Origin of the sequence: Bifidobacterium callimiconis (assembly GCF_003952005.1) — a bacterium.
Classification (GTDB): domain Bacteria; phylum Actinomycetota; class Actinomycetes; order Actinomycetales; family Bifidobacteriaceae; genus Galliscardovia; species Galliscardovia callimiconis.
The window spans coordinates 1-3,912 of sequence record NZ_QXGJ01000029.1 but is presented as its reverse complement, the minus strand read 5'-3'; the positions used below and the strand labels follow the sequence as shown (position 1 = coordinate 3,912).

The following is a 3,912-nucleotide window of genomic DNA, read 5'->3' as shown; positions in this document are numbered from 1 at the left end:
CGCGCGGGCGGCCTCGATGGCGTCCCGCTCGCTCAGGCGCCATTCCTGGCTGTACGTGCCGCAGGAGTCGCAGCGCAGCGTGTAGGCGGGCATGTGCTCGCAGTGCATCGCCATGACGGGCCCTCCTATGCGCTGGCGAGCCTGCGGCGCATGTACTCGCTGCGGCTGAGGTGGTAGCGGCGGGCCTGGGCGGTGATGCGGTCGAGGTCGCTCTTGGGGATCCTCAGGCTCACGGTCACCATCCGCTCGTCGGCCGGACCGAGGTGCAGCCCGTAGTGGACGCGCCCGTCCAGCGGGTCCGGGATCGTCTCGTCCTCGGCCTCCCTGGCGTCCCGCTCGGCCTGCTCCGGGGTCATGCCGACCAGGGCCAGCAGCTCCTCGTCTCGCCTGCTCACGCTCATCGTCCGCTCCTTAGCTGGTCGATCTGCCTCATGAACTTCCTGGTGGGCGGGGTGAACGCGTGGTAGACCACCACGTCCTCGCCGTGCACGCGATACAGCATCTCGACGTTGCGGCCGTGCCCGTCGAGGCCGACCACCATCCAGGCGCCGTCATCGCGCCGCGCATCGACCATGACGCTGCGCAGCGCGGTCACCACGTCCTCCTCGCACAGCTCGGGATGCCGCTCGTGCACCCGGTCAAGCACATGGATCCTCACGCATCACTCCCGTATCACGCTTGTATTACACCACGATCATACCCGTGATACGGGCGCATCACAAACGTATTATGCTCGCCGCACGGTGGCCCGGTACTCGCTGCACATACGGCCGACCACGTCGATCAGATCGTTCATTTCGGCGCGCAGCTCGGCCACGTCCGCCATGGACACCGTGTCCTCGGCGTTGACTCGGCGGGCGATCTGGTTGACGTTCACGCCGATCGGACGCAGCAGCCGCAGGACCATTTCCGGGTCCCAGGTAGTCTCCACGACGCGCACGGAGCCATCGGTCATGATCTCGCGGGCGAACCTGCCGAACGACGCGCCGGCCCCGCGACTGCGCGCCCACAGCTCGTACGTCTCCCGCACATCGGCCCATTCCTCGGGCGTGAACGCGACGCACTTGAGGATCTTCCGGCGTCGTCCCTCGGCCCAGCTCATGCATTGCTCCGCGTTGTTTGGGACGGCGTTTTCGCTGTTCGGAGGCTTCGCCGACTATGGGGTTCGGGTCTCCCGACTTGTCCCGCCGGCGGCGGGCAAGCAGCAAGTGTATATACACTTGCTATGCTTGCTACTCCTGAAACGAGCCTTCGTTTTTTCGCTTTCCCGTTTTCAATTCCGTGCATGTGGTCGTTCACGCTTGTTCCTTCCATCGTCCGGTCTTGGTCGCGTCGATGCGATCAAGTGTTCATCTATTTCGTTGCACCGGGTTTGGAAGGCACAGGGTGAGGCGCGTGGATGACGGGATCATGATTTTCGCTGTGTTCGTGTGATGCGCCCTCCTGGTCTTGGCTGTTGTCGTGATGACTGTCCTGTGGCGTGGCTGTCGTGTCTGAGTCGTTGTCCGTCTTTCGTCTGCGGGCGTGGAGACGGCCTGTGAACGCGGTGATCAGGTCGAACGCGATCAGGGTGAACGCGACGGTCAGGACGGCGAACGCAGGGAAGATCCGATCCTCCGGCATGCGCCTGGCGAGCACGAGCAGCACCTCGACGAGAGCCTTCATCAGATCGGTAAGCGGGTCAAGCACGGTGACCTCCTTCTGGTCGTGAACATGGTCGTCGTCCCTCTATGCGCGCAGCCTCCGTAACCGCCGCTCTCGCACATGGCGCGTTAGGGTCATGCATCTGGAGATCTACGCGGGTATGGGCGCAGTCCAGGACAGCACGGACGCGGTGCCCTGATCGGCTTTGCACTTGCGTTCGATCCCGAAGGACGGCGTCCTACGACGCAATGAACGCCTTGCCCCTATCCAGCGGCTCTCCGGGGTTATGAGACCGACCGCCATCCAGGCGTCGATACGGCCGTACAGAGCCTCCGTCACGCCAAAGGTGCAGAAGAGGTGCCCAGGCCGTGCATCCCGCCTCTACGGGCCCGCCAGAGGGCGTTTTCACCCCATAGCCACCGGCTTCCCCGCATATCCAAACTCGACCGCCGTTCCCTCCGATACCGTGGGCGTCCGGATGGTCGATACCGGCCTCTCCAAACCATCAAGGACCGAAAGGACGGGAAGACGGATGCATGCCGGAACAGGCGTTCACAATTTGTTCACATTCAATGCTCAAAACTTCTCTTTCACGCTCAGATCGCGTGATCAGAAAATTCCCGATAATCGTTGGAATTCCAACGATTATCGGAGTTATCCACATTTTCTGATTTTTTCGAATTTTCTAGTATCTGTATATCTGTCTATAGGGGACCCTCGCTCAGCCCTACTGCCACAAGGGCTGAGAGGCCATGTCGGTACCCAAAGTCCCTCAAAAGGTACCCAAAGTCCCTCAAAAGGTACCCAAAGTCCCTCTCCGGTACCTAAAGTCCACAGAAAAGGCGTGGACTTTAGGTACCTAGATCCGTGGACTTTAGGTACCTTCGTGGTAAAGTACCTAAAGTCCACGCTTAAAAACGTTGGAAATAAAGGAAACCCCCGCACTGCGCCAACAGCCGGGGGAACGGCAACCACTAAGACGGAGTGATCGCATGACTGATTCTAAGCAATTGATCGTCCCAGACGACGAACCTCTGATGTCGCACGCCTTCGTGTCGAAGATCGCGGCCCAGGTCTCACTGCCCTACCGCAGACCGAAGGCCCGCGAGATCGTCAAGCGAAACGGCGACCTCGAGGTGCGGTTCATCTGCGGCGCGGACTGCCTGCCCTACGGCAAGTACCCGCGCCTGTTCGAGCTGTGGGCCTGCACGATGATCAAGACCAGGAACGAGTGCTGGAACCCCGAGACCATGACGCTGAGCATCGGCAAGTCGTTCCGCGACTTCCTCGAGCTGCTGAATGTCAATGTCGGCGGCAAGAGTTTGCGGACGATCAAGCCGCAGCTCGAGAGCCTGTTCAAGTGCGCGTACATCATCAGCTACAGCACGAAGACGAAGTCCAAGGGCGCGAACTTCACCGTCGCGGAGACCTACAACATCGACTGGCTGCGGGACAAGCCACTGCACGAACCGGGAACTTTCGAGAACTGGGTGACCCTCTCCAAGGGCTACGTGCAGATGCTCGAGGACCATCCCGTGCCGATCGATCTGAAGATCGCCGCCCGGTTCAAAAGCCCCATGTCGCTTGACGTCTACTGGTGGCTGACCAAGCGCTACTACCGGATGCACGAGCGGGTGAGCATCACCTGGCGGCAGCTCTACGACCAGTTCGGCAGCGACTCCAAGGAAATGAAGAAGTTCCGCCAGAACTTCAAGGAGGCCGTGGCCGAGGTGAAGACCGCCTACCCGCAGGCGCGCATCACCTGCGGTCGCGAGTACGTGACGCTCTACCCGTCCGAGACGAGCGTGGCCCCGGTCTCGCAGGTGCGGCGCGAGGAGAAGACGGCCGAGCGGCGCCGCTCGGCCGAGGAGGGCCATTGGACGGGCGTGGCCGGCGCTGGCCGGGTATGGACCACGACGGACCTGTTCGACGTGACGGCCGCCCGCGCGCACTTCGACGGAACGACTCCAGCCCAGGAGTGCCGGTACTGCCTGTTCGACGAGCGCAACCGGGCCTCTCACGGGCCCCTGGACGGCGGCGTGGGCGAGGCCGAGGACGTGCCCCTGTTCGAGTTCTAGGAGACGGGAGAGGCCCATGACGGGACGGCGTGCGGATGGTACGGGCGGCGGACCCGGTGACGCCGGCCGTGTCCGGTCGTTCGGGGTGCCGGACTACGCCGCCATGTTCCGCGGCCATGACGGCCGCCGGCCGGTCGAGGATGGCTTCTGCCGGCCGGCCGGCGCCGAGACCGGCTCGGACGCGGACGGG

Annotated in this window: 5 protein-coding genes; 1 reads left to right on the top strand and 4 read right to left on the bottom strand. The window is 62.8% G+C overall.

The window, feature by feature from the left end; genetic code table 11:
• Window positions 1–125: 125 nt before the first annotated feature.
• The 4 genes from D2E23_RS11455 to D2E23_RS11440 form a co-directional block, all read right to left on the bottom strand.
• The gene (locus D2E23_RS11455; protein ID WP_126031022.1) at window positions 126–401 is read right to left on the bottom strand and encodes a CopG family transcriptional regulator; all 276 of its coding nucleotides are present in this window, start codon (window positions 399–401) and stop codon (window positions 126–128) included.
• Window positions 398–658, bottom strand: coding sequence for a hypothetical protein (locus D2E23_RS11450; RefSeq protein WP_126031021.1), 261 nt, complete (start codon window positions 656–658; stop codon window positions 398–400). Before D2E23_RS11450 ends, D2E23_RS11455 begins: the two co-directional genes overlap by 4 nt.
• Before the next feature lie 69 nt (window positions 659–727).
• Window positions 728–1,102 (bottom strand): MobC family plasmid mobilization relaxosome protein, encoded by a 375-nt coding sequence (locus D2E23_RS11445; protein WP_126031020.1) that lies wholly within the window; start codon window positions 1,100–1,102, stop codon window positions 728–730.
• A 251-nt stretch (window positions 1,103–1,353) separates the two neighbouring features.
• Window positions 1,354–1,689 (bottom strand): hypothetical protein, encoded by a 336-nt coding sequence (locus D2E23_RS11440; protein ID WP_126031019.1) that lies wholly within the window; start codon window positions 1,687–1,689, stop codon window positions 1,354–1,356.
• Window positions 1,690–2,636: 947 nt separating this feature from the next.
• Between D2E23_RS11440 and D2E23_RS11435 the strand changes: the two genes are divergently transcribed.
• Window positions 2,637–3,722 (top strand): replication protein RepA, encoded by a 1,086-nt coding sequence (locus tag D2E23_RS11435; protein WP_126031018.1) that lies wholly within the window; start codon window positions 2,637–2,639, stop codon window positions 3,720–3,722.
• Window positions 3,723–3,912 lie beyond the last annotated feature (190 nt).

What these genes read in the sequence shown, in the direction of transcription:
- D2E23_RS11435 (WP_126031018.1), top strand. Translation starts at nt 2,637, where the DNA reads ATGACTGATTCTAAGCAATTGATCGTCCCAGACGACGAACCTCTGATG.
- D2E23_RS11455 (WP_126031022.1), bottom strand. Translation starts at nt 401, where the DNA reads ATGAGCGTGAGCAGGCGAGACGAGGAGCTGCTGGCCCTGGTCGGCATG.
- D2E23_RS11445 (WP_126031020.1), bottom strand. Translation starts at nt 1,102, where the DNA reads ATGAGCTGGGCCGAGGGACGACGCCGGAAGATCCTCAAGTGCGTCGCG.